This is a genomic window from Burkholderiales bacterium (genome assembly GCA_023511995.1).
GTDB lineage: Bacteria > Pseudomonadota > Gammaproteobacteria > Burkholderiales > Thiobacteraceae > Thiobacter.
Window position 1 is genome coordinate 25,300 of the sequence record JAIMAL010000009.1, and the last position, 17,956, is coordinate 43,255.

At 65.2% G+C, this 17,956-nt stretch carries 18 protein-coding genes and 1 tRNA gene; 4 read left to right on the top strand and 15 right to left on the bottom strand.

The annotated features are described in order from the left end of the window. Positions 1–27: 27 nt before the first annotated feature. The 5 genes from ubiB to ubiD form a co-directional block, all read right to left on the bottom strand. Positions 28–1,545: a ubiquinone biosynthesis regulatory protein kinase UbiB gene (ubiB, locus tag K6T56_06265; protein MCL6555947.1), complete on the bottom strand. Its 1,518-nt coding sequence runs from the start codon at positions 1,543–1,545 to the stop codon at positions 28–30. Further along, positions 1,545–2,114, bottom strand: coding sequence for an SCP2 domain-containing protein (locus tag K6T56_06270; protein MCL6555948.1), 570 nt, complete (start codon positions 2,112–2,114; stop codon positions 1,545–1,547). The genes ubiB and K6T56_06270 overlap by 1 nt, the downstream gene beginning before the upstream one ends. A gap of 76 nt (positions 2,115–2,190) precedes the next feature. Next, on the bottom strand, positions 2,191–2,922 hold the full coding sequence (gene ubiE, locus K6T56_06275; protein ID MCL6555949.1) for a bifunctional demethylmenaquinone methyltransferase/2-methoxy-6-polyprenyl-1,4-benzoquinol methylase UbiE: 732 nt from the start codon (positions 2,920–2,922) through the stop codon (positions 2,191–2,193). A gap of 6 nt (positions 2,923–2,928) precedes the next feature. Beyond that, on the bottom strand, positions 2,929–3,336 hold the full coding sequence (locus K6T56_06280) for a DUF971 domain-containing protein (GenBank protein ID MCL6555950.1): 408 nt from the start codon (positions 3,334–3,336) through the stop codon (positions 2,929–2,931). A gap of 89 nt (positions 3,337–3,425) precedes the next feature. Beyond that, the gene (ubiD, locus tag K6T56_06285) at positions 3,426–4,889 is read right to left on the bottom strand and encodes a 4-hydroxy-3-polyprenylbenzoate decarboxylase (protein ID MCL6555951.1); all 1,464 of its coding nucleotides are present in this window, start codon (positions 4,887–4,889) and stop codon (positions 3,426–3,428) included. Positions 4,890–5,034: 145 nt separating this feature from the next. On the opposite strand from ubiD, the gene K6T56_06290 reads away from it, so the two are divergent. Further along, entirely contained in the window at positions 5,035–5,715 is a 681-nt protein-coding gene (locus tag K6T56_06290) for a hypothetical protein (GenBank protein ID MCL6555952.1), read from the top strand. Here K6T56_06290 and mutY read toward each other — a convergent pair. The 3 genes from mutY to K6T56_06305 all read right to left on the bottom strand — a co-directional run bounded on the left by mutY (position 5,712) and on the right by K6T56_06305 (position 8,461). Then, a complete protein-coding gene (mutY, locus tag K6T56_06295; protein MCL6555953.1) occupies positions 5,712–6,830 on the bottom strand; it encodes an A/G-specific adenine glycosylase in 1,119 nt (372 codons plus the stop codon). The two genes, K6T56_06290 and mutY, sit on opposite strands and share 4 nt — an antisense overlap. Then, positions 6,821–8,293 carry an AsmA family protein gene (locus K6T56_06300; protein MCL6555954.1) on the bottom strand — a complete coding sequence of 491 codons (1,473 nt, stop codon included), beginning with the start codon at positions 8,291–8,293 and terminating at the stop codon, positions 6,821–6,823. The genes mutY and K6T56_06300 overlap by 10 nt, the downstream gene beginning before the upstream one ends. A gap of 94 nt (positions 8,294–8,387) precedes the next feature. Continuing rightward, positions 8,388–8,461 (bottom strand) — tRNA-Gly (locus K6T56_06305). A 74-nt stretch (positions 8,462–8,535) separates the two neighbouring features. Here K6T56_06305 and thiS point away from each other — a divergent pair. Beyond that, positions 8,536–8,736 carry a sulfur carrier protein ThiS gene (thiS, locus tag K6T56_06310; protein MCL6555955.1) on the top strand — a complete coding sequence of 67 codons (201 nt, stop codon included), beginning with the start codon at positions 8,536–8,538 and terminating at the stop codon, positions 8,734–8,736. Positions 8,737–8,761: 25 nt separating this feature from the next. Further along, positions 8,762–9,544 (top strand): thiazole synthase, encoded by a 783-nt coding sequence (locus K6T56_06315; protein ID MCL6555956.1) that lies wholly within the window; start codon positions 8,762–8,764, stop codon positions 9,542–9,544. A 6-nt stretch (positions 9,545–9,550) separates the two neighbouring features. Here K6T56_06315 and K6T56_06320 read toward each other — a convergent pair whose 3' ends face one another. The 7 genes from K6T56_06320 to K6T56_06350 form a co-directional block, all read right to left on the bottom strand. Beyond that, a complete protein-coding gene (locus K6T56_06320; GenBank protein MCL6555957.1) occupies positions 9,551–10,357 on the bottom strand; it encodes a PhnD/SsuA/transferrin family substrate-binding protein in 807 nt (268 codons plus the stop codon). Positions 10,358–10,498: 141 nt separating this feature from the next. Beyond that, the gene (gene recG / locus K6T56_06325; protein ID MCL6555958.1) at positions 10,499–12,553 is read right to left on the bottom strand and encodes an ATP-dependent DNA helicase RecG; all 2,055 of its coding nucleotides are present in this window, start codon (positions 12,551–12,553) and stop codon (positions 10,499–10,501) included. A gap of 13 nt (positions 12,554–12,566) precedes the next feature. Next, positions 12,567–12,950, bottom strand: coding sequence for a RidA family protein (locus K6T56_06330; GenBank protein ID MCL6555959.1), 384 nt, complete (start codon positions 12,948–12,950; stop codon positions 12,567–12,569). Beyond that, positions 12,947–15,085, bottom strand: a complete 2,139-nt coding sequence (locus K6T56_06335; GenBank protein ID MCL6555960.1) for a bifunctional (p)ppGpp synthetase/guanosine-3',5'-bis(diphosphate) 3'-pyrophosphohydrolase — start codon at positions 15,083–15,085, stop codon at positions 12,947–12,949. The genes K6T56_06330 and K6T56_06335 overlap by 4 nt, the downstream gene beginning before the upstream one ends. A gap of 36 nt (positions 15,086–15,121) precedes the next feature. Beyond that, positions 15,122–15,328 carry a DNA-directed RNA polymerase subunit omega gene (gene rpoZ / locus K6T56_06340; GenBank protein MCL6555961.1) on the bottom strand — a complete coding sequence of 69 codons (207 nt, stop codon included), beginning with the start codon at positions 15,326–15,328 and terminating at the stop codon, positions 15,122–15,124. Between the two features lie 26 nt (positions 15,329–15,354). Further along, positions 15,355–15,966, bottom strand: coding sequence for a guanylate kinase (gmk, locus tag K6T56_06345; protein MCL6555962.1), 612 nt, complete (start codon positions 15,964–15,966; stop codon positions 15,355–15,357). Positions 15,967–16,016: 50 nt separating this feature from the next. Beyond that, on the bottom strand, positions 16,017–16,883 hold the full coding sequence (locus K6T56_06350) for a YicC family protein (protein ID MCL6555963.1): 867 nt from the start codon (positions 16,881–16,883) through the stop codon (positions 16,017–16,019). 126 nt (positions 16,884–17,009) lie between these two features. On the opposite strand from K6T56_06350, the gene K6T56_06355 reads away from it, so the two are divergent. Beyond that, positions 17,010–17,951: a serine/threonine protein kinase gene (locus tag K6T56_06355; protein ID MCL6555964.1), complete on the top strand. Its 942-nt coding sequence runs from the start codon at positions 17,010–17,012 to the stop codon at positions 17,949–17,951. Positions 17,952–17,956: the final 5 nt, after the last annotated feature.

Below are 17,956 nucleotides of genomic sequence, written 5' to 3' on the forward strand. Positions count from 1 at the left end.
GGATTATAAAGGAGGTCCTCTCCCGCCTTACCCACGCAACCACACGGCGGCAAGCAGAAGTAAAAGTAGCAGGGCAATGGTGGCAAGCCACCGATTGCGTTTTTTCTCTTCGGCGAGCAGGAGCGCAAATCCCCGCTCGATCCCCGGCAGGGGATCACGCTTCAGGGCATCATGGAGTTGCCGCGGCAGAGCGGGCAGGAGGGCGGCGAAGCGGGGCGCTTCCGCCTTCAGGTGACGCACAAAGGCGCGCCAGCCGATCTGCTCCCGCATCCAGCGTTCGAGGAAGGGCTTGGCGGTTGTCCACAGGTCCAGGTCCGGATCGAGCTGGCGGCCCAGTCCTTCCACGTTGAGCAGCGTTTTCTGCAGCATCACGAGCTGCGGCTGGATTTCCATGTTGAAGCGGCGCGACACCTGGAACAGCCGCAGCAGGAAACGGCCGAAGGAAATCTCCTTGATGGGCCGGTCGAACACCGGCTCGCACACGGAACGGATCGCCGCCTCGAACTGGTCTTCGCGGGTATTGGCCGGCACCCAACCCGCCTCCAGATGGGCGCGCGCCACCTGCTTGTAATCCCGGTTGAAGAAGGCGAGGAAATTCTGCGCGAGATAGTTTTTGTCCCGCTCGGTGAGCGTCCCCATGATGCCGAAATCCACGCCGATGTAGCGCCCATCCAACGCCACGAAAATGTTGCCGGGATGCATGTCGGCATGGAAGAAGCCGTCGCGGAAGACCTGGGTGAAGAAGATTTCCACCCCCCGCCGCGCAAGCTGCGGAATGTCGATGCCCGCCTGGCGGATCCGCTCCACGTGGGAGATGGGGATGCCATGGATGCGCTCCATCACCATCACTTCCTCGTGACACCAGTCCCAGAACACCTCGGGCACGATGAGCAGCCGCTGGTCCTGGAAGTTGCGGCGCAACTGGCTGGCATTGGCGGCCTCGCGCAGCAGATCCAGCTCCTCGTCCAGGTGATGGGCGAACTCCGCCACCACCTCCCGCGGCCGCAGCCGCCGGCCGTCGGTGAAGAGGATTTCGATGAGGCCGGCGGCAGTATCGAGAAGGGCAAGATCGCGGTCGATGACGCGGCGGATGCCGGGGCGCAGAATCTTCACCGCCACCTCGCGCCCATCCGGCAGCACGGCGAAATGCACCTGCGCCACCGAGGCGGAAGCCACCGGCAACAGATCGAATTCGCGGAAGACCTCGTCGTGGGGACGGCCATAGACCCGCGCCAACACCGCGGCCACCTGGCTTGCGGGGAAGGGGGGCACCTGGTCCTGGAGCTTGGCCAGTTCATCGGCGATGTCGTCGGGCAGAAGATCCCGTCGCGTGGAGAGCACCTGCCCGAATTTGACGAAGATGGGCCCCAGACGCTCCAGCGCCAGGCGCAGGCGCACCGCGCGCGGCGTCTGCCACCGCCGCCAGAAGAGCAGGACCCGGGTGAGAACCTTGAGCCAGCCAAGTCGCGCCTCAACGAGGAGGAATTCGTCCAGTCCGTAGCGGACGGCGATGGAGAAGATGGTGAAAAGACGCAAAAGCCGCATCAGCCCCGCCCGGGGAGATGGGCGATGCGCGACTCAAGCGCCTCGAGGCGCGCGGCGAGCGCTTCCACTTCGGCGCGGAAACGCGCCAGGTCAGCGCCCTTGGCGAGGATTGGCTGCTCCTCGGTGAGGTACTCCGTCAGGGCTTCGCCCAAACGCAGCACAGAATCGAGACGCCAGCGCCACCAGGCCCGGCCGAAGGCCACCAGCCGGTGCGCGAGGACATCGCCGAAGAAATGGGACAGATCCTCCTCCGCGTCCCACTCGAGCCCGGCGAGCACCTGGGCTACCACCTCGCCGAAGGGATGGTAGCCATGGATGCGGATGGCGCTCAGGTCATGGGGAGAGACCAGCAAATAGCGCAGCAGGGCATCGGGGGTGGCGGCAAGCACGGCATCCGGCGCCTGCCCACCCGGCTCCGCCACGCCGCCTTCCGGCGTCACGATGAAGGCAAGCCGCGGCAGGGGGAAAGGATCGACGGCAAAACACAGGCCAGCAAAGGGCGCAAGGCGCTGCCGCGCCCAAGGGTTCTGGCTCAACAGATGATTGAGCGCCGCCGTCGCAGGATGCATCAGCCCTGCCCTCCACACCCTGCGTGATGCCCGCGGCGCCGCAAGGAAAACCCTGGTTTTGTCAGACCCGACCGCCTCACAGCTTGTAGCCCTTGTGCAGCGCCACCACGCCCGCGGTGAGATTGAAATAATCCACGCGCTCGAAGCCCGCCTCCTCCATCATGCGCTTCATGGTTTCCTGATCCGGATGCACGCGGATGGATTCGGCAAGATAACGGTAGCTTCCCTCGTCCTTGGCCACCAGGCGCCCCAGCAGGGGCAGCACCTTGAAGGAATAGAGGTCGTAAAGGGGCGCAAGAGGCTTGTAGACACGGGAGAATTCCAGCACCAGCAGCCGCCCGCCGGGCCGCAGCACGCGGTACATTTCCCGGAGCGCCACCTCCTTGTGGGTCATGTTGCGTAGCCCGAAGGCCACGGTCACCACATCGAAACGGTTGGCGGGAAAGGGCAGTTTCTCCGCATCGCACTGAACGACCCGGGGCACCAGTCCGTGATCCAGCATGCGGTCACGCCCCACGGTGAGCATGGAGGCATTGATGTCGGTCAACAGCACCTCGCCGCTTGCCCCCACCCGTGCGGCAAAGGCGATGGCGAGATCCCCCGTGCCCCCGGCGATGTCCAGCACGCGCTCACCGGGCCGCACCCGTGCTTCGGCGACGGTGAAGGCCTTCCACAGGCGGTGCAATCCGCCGGACATGAGGTCGTTCATCAGGTCATAGCGCTTGGCGACGGAGTGGAAGACCTCCGCCACCTTGCGCGCCTTTTCCGACTCCTCGACCTTGCTGAAGCCGAAATGGGTCTCAGCCATGATGGGTCACTTGGATTTGGGCCGAATGGGAATGGGCGACTCCGCGGTGGGCTCGCGGCTTGCGCCGGCTGCGGCAAGACGATCCAGATAGCGCTGCCAGAGCGTAGCCTGGTTTTTGCCCAACTCGTAGAGATAGCTCCAGGAATAGATGCCCGAATCGTGGCCGTCGGAGAAGACCAGGTTGATGGCGTAGGTGCCCACCGGCTCGATGGCGGTGATTTCGACGTTTTTCTTGCCCGTCACCAGCACCTCCTGGCCGGGGCCGTGGCCGCGCACCTCGGCGGAAGGGGAATAGACCCGGAGAAACTCGCAGGGCAGCTCGAAGCGGCTGCCATCGGAGAAGGCGATTTCCAGGATGCGGGACTTCTGGTGCAGCTTGATTTCGGTCGGCTGAGGGGAATCCTGTGTGGTCATACCGTCTTCCTCTGAAAACGACGATGATACTCAAGGACCGCCCCCCTGGAAACGGCGGCAAAACCCTGCCGACGCCGGGGCGGTGGTCATCAGCGCATGAGCTCCTCCCACAGGGCATCGATGCGGGCCACCACCTCGGGATCACGGCGGATGGGTCTGCCCCATTCCCGGTTGGTCTCGCCCTTCCACTTGTGGGTGGCATCGATGCCCATCTTGGAACCCAAGCCGGAGACGGGACTGGCGAAATCCAGATAATCGATGGGCGTGTTGTCCACGATGACGGTGTCCCGCGCGGCATCGACACGGGTGGTCAGCGCCCAGATGACTTCCTTCCAGTCGCGGATATCGATGTCATCATCGACGACGATGACGAACTTGGTGTACATGAACTGGCGCAGAAAGCTCCACACACCGAACATCACCCGTTTGGCGTGGCCGGGGTACTGCTTCTTCATGCTCACCACGGCAAGGCGGTAGCTGCAGCCTTCGGGGGGCAGGTAGAAGTCCGTGATCTCCGGGAATTGCTTCTGCAGTAGCGGCACGAACACCTCGTTGAGGGCCACCCCCAGCACCGCCGGCTCGTCCGGCGGCTTGCCGGTATAGGTGCTGTGGTAGAGGGGATCACGCCGCATGGTCATATGGGTCACGGTGAAGACGGGGAAGGTCTCCCTTTCGTTGTAATAGCCGGTGTGATCGCCGAAGGGGCCTTCCAGCGCGGTCTCGCCCGGTTCGATATAGCCTTCGAGGACGATCTCGGCCGTGGCGGGCACCTCGAGATCGCAGCTCACCGCGCGGACCACTTCGGTTTTCGCCCCCCGCAGCAGTCCAGCGAACTGGTATTCGGACAGGGTATCCGGCACCGGCGTCACCGCCGCCAGCAGGGTGGCGGGGTCGGCGCCCAGGGCGACGGCAAGGGGGAAACGCTCGCCCGGATGGGCAGCGGTGAAATCCCGGAAATCCAGCGCCCCGCCCCGGTGGGGAAGCCAGCGCATGATGAGTTTGTTGCGCCCCAGCAGCTGTTGCCGGTAGATGCCCAGATTCTGGCGTGGTTTCGCCGGTCCCCGGGTGATGGTGAGGCCCCAGGTGATGAGGGGCGCGACATCACCGGGCCAGCAGGTCTGGATGGGAAGCCGCGTGAGATCCACCGCCTCCCCTTCCCACACGATTTCCTGGCAGGGCGCCCTGGCCACCGGTTTCGGCGTCATATGCAGCACCTGTTTGAAGAGCGGCAGTTTCTCCCAGGCATCGCGGAAACCGCGGGGCGGCTCCGGCTCGCGCAGGAAGGCAAGGAGTTTCCCCACCTCGCGCAAACGGGTCACATCCTGCTGCCCCATGCCCAGGGCCACACGGCGCGGGGTGCCGAACAAGTTGGCCAGCACCGGCATGGTGTGTCCGCGGGGTTTCTCGAAAAGGAGCGCCGGCCCACCCGCCCGTAGCACGCGGTCGCAGACCTCGGTCATCTCCAGATGGGGATCGATCTCGACCCGGATGCGCTTGAGCTCCCCCTGGCTTTCCAATTGCCGGACAAAATCCCGCAGATCGGCGTATTTCACCGCCCTCCCCCCTCTAAACCGTCACGTTGGCCACGGATGATACGCGAAGCCGGGCCGCCGCGGGTTGCCTGGGGATATCCCGGCTTTTATCATTGCCCTTCCCTGCGGCGCCGCGGCGCGCGACATCCCAAAAAAGGAGACAGCCATGCAGCAGGAACTCGACATTTTCCTCACCTCCCTTCACGCCGTGATTCGCCAGGTCGCCGATTTTCTGCCCAAGCTGCTGGTGGCTCTGGTGCTCCTCTTTGTCGGCTGGCTGGTGGCGAAATTCGCCCGCAGCGCGATGCGGCGGCTCCTTGCGCTCGCGCGTTTCGATCTGCTGGCGCAGAAAACGGGCATCGAGGAGTTTCTCAAACACGGCGACATCCAGATCACCTTGAGCGGCATCATCGCCGAGGTGACCTACTGGCTGGTGCTTTTGATCGTGCTGGTGACCATCTCAAGCAGCCTGGGACTCACCGCGGTGGCGGAGCTCTTCAACCGGGTGGTGCTCTACCTGCCCAATATCGTCGTCGCGGTGTTGATCCTCATCCTCGGCACGCTGCTCGCGCGCTTCGTCAACCGCCTGGTGTTCGCCTGGCTGCGTAACCTCGGTGTGGAAGGGGCCCTCACCATCAGCACGGTGGCGGAGTATGCGGTGCAGGTGTTCGCCATCTTCGTCGCCCTGGAACAGTTGGCCATTGCCACCCATCTCCTCACCACCGCCTTCGCCATCCTCTTCGGCTCCGTCTGCCTTGCCCTGGCGCTCGCCTTCGGGCTGGGAGGCCGGGAGTGGGCGGCGGAGGTCATCCGCAAATGGGCCTCGCGGGACAAAAAGTCCCCCTAATCCGCCCCTCCCGCCGCGGACTTCGCCGTCCCTTTTGTTCCCCCCTCATCCCCGGCAGAAGCGCTTCCCTCACGCTCCTCCCGGCTGACCGCCACGAGGAGCCGCAACACCGGTGAAGGCAGCGCCGCGCGCCTCACCTCCGTCCATGGCAGCCACAACCTCCCCGGCTCGCACACACCGGGGTTGCGGGAAACACGGACGACCCGGGGCAAAAGACGCAGGCGAAAGTGGGTAAAGGTATGCTTTAGCGGCGCCAGCTCCCGCCATTCCCCGGCCCCATATCCTAGGCGTCTCGCAGCGCTTGCGGCATCCTCCCCGGGGGCGCCTTCGGGCAGACTCCACAGCCCGCCCCAGACGCCGGTGGGAGGGCGTTTTTCCAGGAGCACCGCGTTTCCATCTGTCAGCACCAGCAGGGCCACCTCCCGCTCCGGCAGGGCGCGGGCAGGACGGGGGGTGGGCAGCTCGGCCACCCGCCCTTGCGCCAACGCCATGCAATCGGCGGACACCGGGCAGCGCCCACAGTCGGGACGGCGCGTGCAGAGGAGCGCGCCCAGGTCCATCAAACCCTGGGTGTAGGCTTCCACGTTCCGAAACGGCAAGCGCGCCTCGGCGATGCACCAGAGGCGGTTCTCCACACTCTTTTCACCGGGCCAGCCGTCAACGCCCGCATGGCGCGCCAGGACACGCTTGACGTTGCCATCGAGGATCGCGGCCCGCACACCGTAGGCAAACACCGCCACCGCGGCGGCCGTGGAGCGTCCCATACCGGGCAGGGCGGCGAGGGCATCGGGTTGGCTGGGGAAGTGGCCGCCGTAACGTTCCACGACGACCCGCGCCGCCCGGTGGAGATTGCGCCCGCGGGCGTAGTAGCCCAAGCCGCTCCAATGGGCGAGCACCGCCTCTTCCTCTGCGGCGGCAAGGGCGTAGACATCGGGGAAGCGGGCGATGAACCGCTGGTAGTAGGGGATGACGGTGGCCACCTGGGTCTGTTGCAGCATGATTTCCGCCACCCAGATGCGGTAGGGATCGCGGGTCCCCTGCCAAGGCAGATGGTGACGGCCGTGGCGCCTTTGCCAACGGATGATGCGGCGGGCAAAGGTCTCCTTCATGGGCATGGTTCCCCCTGCGCCCAAAGCCCCGGGCCTTCCCTCCCGGCCTCCTCACCTTGGGGGCCGAGGCGCAGGACCACATCCTTGGCGTGAAAACCGTCGAGGTTGAGGCTTCCCACCCGCAGCCGACCGTCGATGGGAAGCGCTCCCAGGCGGGAAAGCTCGAACGGGTGCCGCGCCGCTTCCCCCGCGGCCCGAGGGCTTTGGAGCGTGAGCCGGTCGAGCCGGGCATCGAAAACGAGCCAGGGGGAGCGCCCCGGCAAAAGCGTGAGTTGCACGTGTGCCGTGGTCCCCTCGCCGCGGGCGACAAAGCGCGCGCCGATGGCATCCCTAGCCCCCGCCGCGCAACCGGAGAGGGCGAGCCGCAAGGTTCGGGGAAGCGGGGGCGCATCCAGGGTCACCTCCCCCACCACGGCCGAAGCCACCAGGCGACCCGTGGCGGGCAGAACCTCCAGGGGGGTGGCCAGGCGCAGGGTGAAATGCCCGGCGGTATGCCTGCCTTCCGCCTCAAGCTTGAGCCGTGCCGTGAGCTTCTCGCCTCCTCCCACGAGTTCCGGAAGACTCAGGGCCGCGGACAGCCGCGCCATTCCCCGTGCCGCCGTCAGGGTGCCGCTCGCCTGCCTCACTTCCAGCTTTTGCCCGGTGAGGGAGAGTCGCGGCAGCGCAAGGTTCAGCTCCGCCGTCTGCCCTTCCTCTTCCATCCGCGCCCGTACGGTCAGGTTTTCCACCCGGAGCGTCAGGGGCGGCCAGGCCGCTTCGCCATCGCCCCTCCCGGTGACCTCCACCCGGCGGCCACCCGGCACCTCGCCCTTGGCTTCCAGGGCCAGTTCCTGCCACGCGAGCCGTTTCTCGGCAACGTTCAGCTCGGCCCGGCCAGTCCCCTTGAAGGCAAGGGCCGTGGGCGGGGAATCGAGGTTGAGCCGTCCCTGGAAGGTGAGGGTCGAGGCCGTCTTCCCCCCAGGTCTTGCCGCGGCGAAGGTAAAGTCGGTGATTGCCCGCCGCCCCCTTTGCCGGTCCTCGAAATCCAGGCGGCCGGTCACCTGAAGCCGGCGGGGATCGAAGCGAAACGCCGGGGTTTTTTCCCGGGCAAACAGATCGTCGAAGTTGGTGCGCCCGTCGGCAAAACGCACGAGATGCGCCCGCAGCCCCGTGACCTCCAGTTCCGTGAGCACCACCTCACCCCGGAGGAGGGGCCAGAAGGCAAGTCCAAGGCGTAGGCCCTCCACCGTCGCAAACTCCCCTTCCCTCCCGCGTTCGGAAAGGGTAAGCCGCGCGAGAGCGAGCGCCGGCCGCGGAAAGAGGATCAGGCGCAAATCGCCCCCGATGCCGAGGTGCCGCTGCGTACGCGTCTCGACGAGCTGCTCAAGCCGCGGCTTGAGCAGGTTGGCAGCGAAAAGGTGGGCGGCGAGGAGAAGTCCCGTCAGGACCAGGAAGACGATCAGGGCGGCGCGTCGGTCGGGCTTGCGCATGGGATGGCATCTGCCGTGGGCTGGCGGCCACCGCCTTCAGGCGGCCCCGGCCGTCCGCCCGGCCCTGGCTTCCCCCTCAGGGGAGCGGGGAATCTGGAGCGGGTGATGGGAATCGAACCCACGTTAAGAGCTTGGGAAGCTCCCGTTCTACCATTGAACTACACCCGCCGGAAAGGTCGGTGGAAAGACCTGTGGTAGAATTGGGCGCTTATCATACTCACTTTCGAGGCGTTGTTGAAGTGATCGAGCTGTGGGTCAATGGGGAGGCGCGCCACGTCCCCCCGCATACGACCGTGGCCGCCCTGCTCGAATCCCTGCATCTTGCCGGCAGGCGGCTGGCAGTGGAACGCAATGGCGAAATCGTGCCCAAAAGCCGCCACGCCGAGGTGGAACTTCAGCCCGGCGACCGCCTCGAAATCGTGGTCGCCGTCGGCGGCGGCTGACGCCCCTTTCCTCTCCGGACACGCCATGGACCCGCTCATCATCGCCGGCAAAAGCTATTCCTCCCGCCTCCTCGTGGGCACCGGCAAGTACAAGGATTTCGAGGAAACCCGTCGCGCCGTGGAGGCCAGCGGCGCGGAAATCGTCACCGTGGCGATCCGCCGCACCAATATCGGCCAGGACCCCAATCAACCCTCGCTGCTGGATGTCCTGCCCCCTTCCCGTTACACCTATCTGCCCAACACCGCCGGCTGTTACACCGCGGAGGAGGCGGTGCGCACCCTGAGGCTCGCCCGTGAACTCCTCGACGGGCATGATCTGGTGAAGCTGGAAGTGTTGGGGGATGCCGAGACCCTCTATCCCAACGTGGTGGAGACCCTGCGCGCCGCGGAAATCCTCGTCAGGGAAGGCTTCAAGGTGATGGTCTATACCTCCGACGACCCCATCGTCGCCAAGCGCCTGGAGGACCTGGGCTGCGTGGCCATCATGCCGCTGGCTTCCCTCATCGGTTCCGGCATGGGCATTCTCAACCCGTGGAACCTGCAGATCATCATCGACCGCATCTCCGTGCCGGTCATCGTGGATGCCGGAGTGGGCACCGCCTCGGATGCGGCCATTGCCATGGAGCTGGGCTGTGATGCGGTGCTCATGAATACCGCCATCGCCGCCGCCCGCGACCCTGTGCTCATGGCCAGCGCCATGAAGATGGCCGTGGAAGCGGGGCGCGCCGCCTATCTCGCCGGACGTATGCCGAAGAAGGTCTATCAGGCAAGCCCGAGCTCCCCCGTGGAAGGCGTCATCGGCCGCTGACCCGCCTCATTTGATGTCGAGAAACTTCACCAGCTCGTCGTAGTCGGCAAGGCGCGCCGGCTCGAAGTGGGTATAGCCGTTGAACTTGAAATACTCCGCGGCCTCGGCGTCCTCGTGGGCCTTGAGCAGGGCCTGGGTGAGCAGCGCCTTTTGCGGGAAGTCCTTGCGCACGGCGAAAGTCAGGTGGGGCATGCCCTTGCCCTGCAACACCAGCACCAGGTTGTAGCCCCGGTTGGTCCATACGTTGAAGAGGGGGCTCGCCGCCACCCCCACGTCGATCAGGCGGTATTGCAGGGCATTGAGCACCGCCGTGGCATCGCTGTAGAAGGTGACGCTGCGGAAGTATTTGGCCGGATCGATGCCCATGGCCTTCAGTTCCGCGAGGGCGAGCTGGGTGATCATGGCGTCCTTTTCGTAGAAGCCGATGCGCTTGCCCTTCATGTCCTCGGGGAAGGCGATGTTGCTGTCGGCCAGCGCCATGAAGGCCGCGGAAAGCAGGCCGGGAATCTTGACCACCGGCTCGTAGCCTGCCAGACGGTTCGCCTTCATGATCATCGAAGGCGGCGCATACATGAAGTCGTAGCGCCCCGCCTGCGCCTTCTTCATGTATTCATCGTAGGTCTTGACCGCCTCCACCCGTACCGGCTTTTTCAACTGACGGCCGAGGTAATTGGCGAGCCCCTGATACTCCCGCACCACGATGATGGGACTGCGGACATAGTCCTGCACGCCGAGAATGTAAAAATCCGCCGCCCACGCCGGGAGGCTCAAAAGCAGTGCGATGAAGCCGATCAAGCCAGTGCGCAGTTTCATGGTTGTCTCCTTCTCGTTATCGATCCCCTGCCCCAAGGTAACGTTATTACAGGGTCCCTTTGCCCCTACCGTCAAGCAACGGTCCTGGCACTTCCCCCACCGAATGGGAAAAACGCGTTGCCCCGACTTCGAGCCTTTTTGCTACGCATTCATGAATTCCTCCGCCTGCGGCAGCCAGCGCGCCAGGTGCCTTTCCACGGCCTCCGGATGCGCGGAAAGCAGCCGCGGCGCCACCTCCCGGGCCAGGCTCAGCAGCTCGGTGTCGGCGGTGGGGTCGGCAATGCGCAACATGGGCACCCCGCTTTGGCGGGCGCCCAGGAATTCGCCGGGGCCCCGCAGGGCCAAATCCTGCCGTGCGATTTCGAAACCATCGGCAGATTCGTAGATCACCTTTAGCCTTGCCCGCGCCAGTTCCGACAGGGGCCGCTGGTAGAGGAGGATGCACACGCTGGCCGCCGCCCCCCGCCCCACCCGGCCCCGCAACTGGTGCAACTGGGCAAGCCCCATGCGCTCGGCGTGTTCGATCACCATCAGCGAGGCATTGGGGACGTCCACCCCCACCTCGATCACCGTCGTGGCCACCAGAAGCTGGATTTCGCCCGCCTTGAAATCCTCCATCACCTGGGCCTTTTCCCGCGCCCCCATGCGGCCATGCACCAGTCCCACCCGCAGGTCGGGGAAGGTGGAACGAAGGGCGGCATAGGTCTCCTCCGCCGCCTTGAGCTGGAGTTTTTCCGACTCCTCCACCAGGGGACAGACCCAGTAGGCCTGGCGTCCCTGGCGGCAGGCCTCGCGGATGCGGGCGATGACTTCATCGCGGCGGGATTCCTCCACCAGCTTGGTCACCACCGGCGTGCGTCCCGGCGGCAGCTCGTCGATGACGGAGACGTCGAGATCCGCGTAATAGCTCATGGCCAGGGTGCGGGGAATGGGGGTGGCGCTCATCATGAGCTGGTGGGGGTTCACCCCCTTGTTGTGGAGGGCGAGGCGCTGGGCGACACCGAAACGATGCTGCTCGTCCACCACCGCCAGCCCCAGGCGGGCGAATTCCACTCCTTCCTGAAAAAGCGCATGGGTGCCCACCACCAGGGGCGCCTCACCTTCGGCGATGAGGCGCAGCATGGCTGCCTTTTCCTTTTTCGACAGGCTTGAGGTCAGCCAGGCCACCCGCACCCCCAAGGGCTCGAACCATCCGGCGAGCTTGCGATGGTGCTGCTCCGCCAGAATTTCCGTGGGGGCCATCACCGCCGCCTGCCAGCCGCTGTCCACCGCTTGGGCGCAGGCAAGCGCCGCCACCACGGTCTTGCCGCTGCCCACATCCCCCTGCAGCAGGCGGTGCATGGGGTGGGGGGTGGCCAGGTCCCGGGCAATTTCCGCCACCACCCGCTCCTGGGCAGCCGTCAGGCGAAAAGGGAGGCTTTCCCTTAGCCGCTCGGTGAGCGCCCCGCGGCGGGCCAGCACCGGCGCCTGCCGCTGGCGCCGCCGCTGGTAATGGCGGCGCATGGAAAGCTGCTGAGCCAGCAGCTCGTCGAACTTGAGCCGCTGCCAGGCAGGATGCTGCCGCGCCTCCAGGGCGGCCGCGCTGGCGTGGGGAGGGGGTTCGTGGAGATGGCGCACCGCGGCGGCAAACTCCATCAGACCCAGGGCCTCGCGTACCTCCACCGGCAGGGTGTCGCTAAGATCGAGCCGCGCCAGCGCCTTGGCCACGAGCGCCCGCAGGGCATGCTGGGACAGACCGGCGGTGGTGGGATAGACGGGCGTCAGGCTCTCCTTCAGGGGCGTGTGGTTGCCCACGACCCGGAACTGGGGATGGACCATCTCCGGGCCGAGGAAGCCCTGGCGGATTTCCCCCAGAAGACGCACCCGCGCCCCTTCCTGCAGGGCCTTCACCTGATTGGGATAGAAGTGCAAAAGCCGCAGGTAGAGGCTGCCCGTGGCATCCTCGATCAGGCAGAGGAACTGGCGTCGGGGGCGCAGACGCACTTCGGCCTTGACCACCTGCCCCTCCACCTGCACGGTGCGGCCGAAGGGCGCCTCACGGATGGGATAGAGGTGGGTTTCATCCACATAACGCAGGGGCAGGTGCAGCACCAGGTCGAAATCGCGGCGAATCCCCAGGCGTTCGAGCCGCTCCCGCACCGCCTGCGAGGCCTCGCCGATCACCGATGTGGGAGATGGATGCGCCGCGCCCGCCACCGCTTTCCCGGTTTCAGCGGCTTAGCACCATGACCGCGTCCGCCTCCACCAGGGCTCCCCGCGGCAACGCCGCCACACCCACCGCCGCGCGCGCCGGGTAGGGCTCGCGGAAATACTGGGCCATGATTTCGTTGACCTTGGCGAAGTGGCCGAGATCGGTGAGGAAGACATTGAGCTTGACCACATCCTGAAGACTTCCCCCCGCCGCCACCGCCACCGCCTGCAGATTGCGGAAGACGCGGTCGATCTGGTTTTCGATGCCCTCCACCAGTTGCTGGGTTTGCGGATCGAGCCCGATCTGCCCGGACAGATAGACGGTCTGCCCGACACGCACGGCCTGGGAGTAGGTGCCGATGGCCTGGGGCGCGTCGGGGGTGCGGATGATTTCTTTGCTCATGCTTTGGCTCCCGTTGTTGCTTCTCGCCGCTCGCCTTTCACCCGCGTGATGCGCGCCACTTCGGGAATCTTGCGCAGCTCGCGCATCACGCGCGCCAGATGGTTGCGGTCCTCCACCTGGAGCGTGAAATACATGGAGGTGTAGGCGCTGCCCGGTTCCTCCTCCATGCTGACGTTCTCGATGTTGGAATTGTTCTCGGCGATCGCCGCCGCCACCTTGGCCAGCACCCCCCGCTGATTGGCCACCACCAGACGCAGGCTCACCTCGAAGAGCCTATGGGTATCCGGCTCCCATTCCACATCCACCCATTTGTCCGGGTCATCGCGGTATCTCGCCACCGCAGGGCAGTCGTGGGTGTGGATGATGAGACCGTGGTCCTTGTCGATGAACCCGATGATGGGATCGCCCGGAATCGGTCGGCAGCATTTGGCGAACTGCACCGCCAGCCCTTCGCTGCCACGGATGGTGATGGAGCCGATGGCGCGGCGGTCGGTGGGCTCCTCGCCGATGGCCAGCAGTCGCCGCGCCACCACCAGACTGAGGCGTTTGCCCAAGCCGATTTCGGCCAAAAGCTCCTGCCGGCCGTTGAGGCCGTACTCCCGCAACAGTTCGTTCCAGTGGGCGTCGTCGACCCGCGACAACTCGCTGCCCAAGGCGCGCAGGGCCTGCGCCAGCAACTGTTCGCCGAGGCTTGCCGCCTCCTCCGTGCGCATGCGCTTGAGGTAGTTGCGGATGTGGGAACGGGCCTTGCCGGTGACCACATAATTGAGCCAGGCCGGTTTCGGTTGCGCGGTGGGCGAGGTGATGATTTCCACCCGGTCGCCGTTGCGCAGCTCGGTGCGCAGGGGCGCAAGCTCGCCGTTGATTTTCACCGCCACACAGTGATTGCCGACATCGGTGTGCACCGCATAGGCAAAATCCACCGCCGTCGCCCCCCGTGGCAGCGCCATGATTTTGCCCTTGGGTGTGAAGACATAGACCTCATCGGGGAAGAGGTCCACCTTGATGTGTTCCAGGAATTCCACCGCATCCCCCGATTCGCTCTGAATCTCGAGCAGGCTCTGCAGCCACTGGTGGGTCTTCTGCTGGGCGCTGTCCATCGGCTCCTCGCCGGTCTTGTACAGCCAGTGGGAAGCCACCCCCGTCTCGGCGATCTTGTGCATCTCCTGCGTGCGAATCTGCACCTCGATGGGGGTGCCGAAGGGGCCGAAGAGATGGGTGTGCAGAGACTGGTAACCATTGGCCTTGGGGATGGCGATGTAATCCTTGAACTTGCCGGGAATGGGCTTATAGAGGCTGTGCAGGGCACCCAGGGCGAGGTAGCAGCTGGGCACGTCCTTGACGATCACCCGGAAGCCGTAGATGTCGAACACTTCGGAGAAACTGAGGCCCTTCTCCTGCATCTTGCGGTAGATGCTGTAAAGATGCTTTTCCCGGCCGGTGACGGTGGCCTCGATGCCCGCCTCCTTCAGCTTCTGCACGATGGCTTCCTGCACCTTCTCGACGATGGCCTTGCGGTTGCCCCGCGCCGCTTTCACCGCTTTGGCCAGCACCTGGTAGCGGGTGGGATAGAGGTAGCGGAAGGCGAGGTCCTCCAGCTCCTGGTAAAGATTGTTGAGGCCCAGGCGATTGGCGATGGGGGCATAGATTTCCAGGGTTTCCTTGGCGATCCGCCTCCGTTTGTCCGGCGGCATGGAATCCAGCGTGCGCATGTTGTGCAGCCGGTCCGCGAGTTTGATCAGGATGACGCGCACATCGCGCGCCATGGCAAGGAGCATTTTGCGGAAGTTCTCCGCCTGCTCGTGGGCCTCGGTCTGGAATTCGATTTTGTCCAGCTTGGATACGCCGTCCACGAGTTCGGCCACGGATTTGCCGAACTGGGCGGCAATCTCCTCCTTGCCGACCGGCGTGTCCTCCACCACGTCGTGCAGCAGCGCCGCGCACAGGGCCTGCGCGTCGAGATGCCATTTGGCGAGGAGGCTGGCTACGGCGACGGGGTGGGAGATGTAGGGTTCGCCGCTTTTGCGGAACTGGCCCTCATGGGCCGCTTTGCTGAACTGGTATGCCTTTTCGACGAGGGCGACGTCTTCCGGCTTGAGATAGGTCAGCTGCTCACGAAGCTCGATGAGGTGCATGGGCGATCATGGAGCCTGGCGGCAGCCGAAGAAGGCTCACGCCTGTCCCTTGTTGAGGACCTCCAACCCCACCTTGCCGGCGGCAATTTCCCGCAGAGCGATGACCGTCGGCTTGTCCCGGTTGGGCTCCACCAGGGGCGTGGCGCCATTGGCGATCTGCCGCGCCCGCGCCGTGGCGGCAAGCGCCAGCTCGAAGCGGTTGGGGATGTGTTTCAGACAATCGTCAACGGTGATGCGTGCCATACTGACCTCACGAAATCCGGCAAAAGTCAGCCCAGCAAGGCCTTGAGCAGGTGGGCGTGGCGCGCCAGTTGGGCTTCCACACGCAGGCGCTGGGCGCGCACGACGGCCTGAAGATCGCGGCTCGCCGTGTCGAAATCATCGTTGATGATAACATAATCGAATTCCCCCACGTGGCTCATGTCCTCCCGCGCGGCGGCAAGCCGCCGTTCGATGACGGCCTCGCTGTCCTGCCCGCGCCCCGTCAGCCGCTGCCGCAAGGCCTCCAGCGAGGGGGGGAGGATGAAGATGGAAACCGCCTTCGGCATCAGCCGTCGCACCTGGGCTGCGCCCTGCCAATCGATTTCCAGCAGGATATCGGTGCCCGCCGCGAGCTGCTCTTCGATCCAGCGCTGGGAGGTGCCGTAGTAGTTGCCATAGACTTCGGCGCTTTCCAGGAATTCCCCCCGGTTCAGCATCTCCATGAACTGCTCCACGGAGACGAAGTGATAGTGCATCCCGTCCACCTCCCCCGGGCGGGGCGGGCGCGTGGTGTAGGAGATGGAAAGCTTCACCTGGGGGTCGGCGGCGAGCAGCGCCCGCACCAGGCTGGTCTTGCCCGCGCCCGAGGGCGCGGAGACGACGAATACATTGCCAGACATGTTTTCTCCCTGAGGCTCAGGCAAAGCGACCGCCCTTGCGCCCCTTCCCTTCACTCGATGTTCTGCACCTGTTCCCGCATCTGCTCGATGAGCACCTTCATCTCCATGGCGATGCGGGAGACTTCCGCATCCAGCGACTTGGCGCCCAGGGTGTTGGCCTCCCGGTTGAGTTCCTGCATGAGGAAATCCAGACGCTTGCCCACCGCCCCGCCCTGGGCCAGCACCCGCTCCACCTCCACCAGGTGGGCAGTCAGGCGGGAGAGCTCCTCATCCACGTCGACGCGCTGGGCGAAAAGCACAATCTCCTGGCGCACCCGCTCCTCATCCACCGCGACACCCGCCTCCCGCAGGCGGGCAGCGAGGCGCTCCCCAAGGGCGGCAATCACTGCCGGCAGCCGGGGTCGCACCCGTTCCACGAGCTGGCGCAGGGCCGCCAGCCGTTCCCGGATGAGGCCGGCGAGTTTCTCCCCTTCCCGGGCGCGGGTGGCATCGAGCTCCGCAAGCGCGGTGGCAAGCAGTGCCTCCACCGCCTCGGCCAAAGCCTCCCGCGAGACTTCCTCGGTGACAATCATGCCCGGCCAGCGCAACAGGTCCGCCACCGCCAAAGGGGCGGCGGCGGGCGCCGCGGTGCGGATTTCCCCCTCCAGCGCAAGCAGGCGCTCAAGGAGCCCGGCGTTGATGACCAGCCGCGGCACCGCATCCCGCCTCGGGGTGAGGAACAGGCGGCATTCCACCTTGCCCCGCGCAAGCCGTGCCGCAAGCCTTTCCCGTAGCAAGGGCTCCAGGGCACGCAGCTCCTCGGCGAGGCGGAACTGCAGGTCCAGGTAACGGCCGTTGACGGACTTCAGTTCCAGGTTGAGCGTGCCGCCCACCATCTCCCGGCTTGCCGCCGCGAAGCCCGTCATGCTGTAGATCATTGATGGTACTCCCGAAAATCCGCCCCGGCCTTTACTTCCCGGGGGCAAATGCCGAAAATGGCAACAAACGGGCAGTTTGTCAAACCGAAGCAAAACCCCAGGAAAAGCAGGCTCAGGTTTTCCACCATGGCGACACAACCCAACCGGGCTCTGCCGGAAGGCTATCAACTGCTCAACTACAAGGTGGTCAAGCAGCTTTCCGGCGGAGGCTTTTCCATCGTCTATCTGGCGCACGATGAAAACGGCGTGCCGGTGGCCATCAAAGAATATCTGCCGAGCCAGCTCGTGCTGCGCGAGGAAGGCTCCGTCGTCCAGGCCACCAGCGCCGAAAACCTCGCCACCTTCCGCTATGGCATGAAATGCTTTTTCGAGGAAGGGCGGGCGCTGGCCAAGATCAACCATCCCAACGTGGTGCGGGTGATCAACTTTTTCCGCGCCAATGAGACCGTCTACATGGTCATGCGCTATGAGCGCGGCAAGACCCTGCAGGAGGAAATCCAGTCCCGCAAGCGCACGGTGAAGGAAAGTTTCATCCGCCGCGTCTTCGCCGAGCTATTGAATGGGCTGCGGGAGGTACACACCCACCGCCTGTTGCACCTCGACATCAAGCCCGCCAACATCTACATCCGTCTCGATGGTTCGCCGGTCCTGCTGGATTTCGGCGCCGCGCGGCAGACCCTGACCAACGAGAAGCCCCGGCTGTCCCCCATGTACACGCCGGGGTTTGCCGCGCCGGAGCAATACAAGAACCGCGACATCCTCGGCCCCTGGACAGATATCTACAGCGTCGGCGCCAGCATGTTCGCCTGCCTGGCCGGTTTCGCCCCCCAGGCGGCGGACCAGCGTCTGCAGAACGACAAGCTGGTCTCGGCGAAGAAACTCTGGGGCGGCCAGTATTCGGACCAGCTCCTTGAAATCATCGACTGGTGCCTGCAACTCAATTACATGGATCGCCCGCAGAGCGTGTTCCAGTTGCAGAAGGCCCTCATGGAAGTGGTGCCTGGCCCGGAAAAGAAAAAATCCCTCATCGACAGCATCAAGACGACGCTGACCCGCGAAATCTTCTGACCGCC